This window comes from Candidatus Symbiopectobacterium sp. NZEC135, assembly GCF_025962695.1.
In genome coordinates, this window is sequence record NZ_JAGFPF010000901.1 from 1 (window position 1) to 855 (window position 855).

1 protein-coding gene is annotated in these 855 nt (G+C 48.5%); it reads right to left on the reverse strand.

The window, feature by feature from the left end; genetic code table 11:
- Positions 1–61: 61 nt before the first annotated feature.
- The gene (locus tag J5224_RS31315; RefSeq protein ID WP_264628895.1) at positions 62–607 is read right to left on the reverse strand and encodes a chorismate mutase; all 546 of its coding nucleotides are present in this window, start codon (positions 605–607) and stop codon (positions 62–64) included.
- Positions 608–855: the final 248 nt, after the last annotated feature.

Sequence of the window (855 nt, forward strand, 5' to 3'; positions counted from 1 at the left end):
GCGCTAATGGCCAATACCGTATTTTTCAAACCTATCGCAGTGGAAAATAAAAGCCCTTACGTTAGGGGCTCTTCAAGGTGATTTGTTGCAATGAGTACCATATGCGCGCTTTGTCGCTCTCCTTTAAGTTAGCCTGGTCAAGCACACGGAGAAAGGCGGTTTTGTTGGTGAATCGTTCGCCTTGGAGCAGGGTTGCATTAATACAAGAGAGAATGTCGGTGTTCAACCCGCTTATTTTTGATCTGACCTGTGGTAGTGGATCCGGTCGCCAGTTACTTTCTGCAACAGACAGCCAGTCAGCGCGATAACGATATTGGATGGCTTTAGCGGCATCCATTTGCGCCTGAATAAACGGTTTTACTGACTCGCCGTGCAAGCCCAGCTTTTCTGCCACCGCGACTGAATTGGCCAACACGTTGACTTCCTGCGGCACGTCTTCAATGGCAAGGTGTTTTTCTGCTTTATATCCCGCCACATCCTTCATGTAAGACAAACGCTGGTTAATCAATGAGGCCAGATCGCCGCATTGGGTGGGCGAGGCCAGTGCGGTTTCAGAAAAAAACAGTCCGGCCAAAAGTAGCGATCCTGCTGACACTTTACTAAACATTTAACGTCACCTTTTGCTGTAAGGGGGATATATGTCTTCGATGCAGACTCCAACGCTGGGAATAATAGCGGGTTAGCAAAACGCGTTGATAAACGCTGGCTTAATAGAGAGCGATATCCTGTACCAGCGCGTCACCTTCAAGGCTGGCGACTGAACTGTGTTTGCATTGTTGCCTTTTGCGCCCCTGCAACCGGGATAATTTAGGGTATAATCGCCGTTCTATTTTTGAGGAGCGAACACCTGATGTC

Coding starts and splice junctions, on each gene's coding strand:
- J5224_RS31315 (WP_264628895.1), bottom strand. CDS start 607: ATGTTTAGTAAAGTGTCAGCAGGATCGCTACTTTTGGCCGGACTGTTT.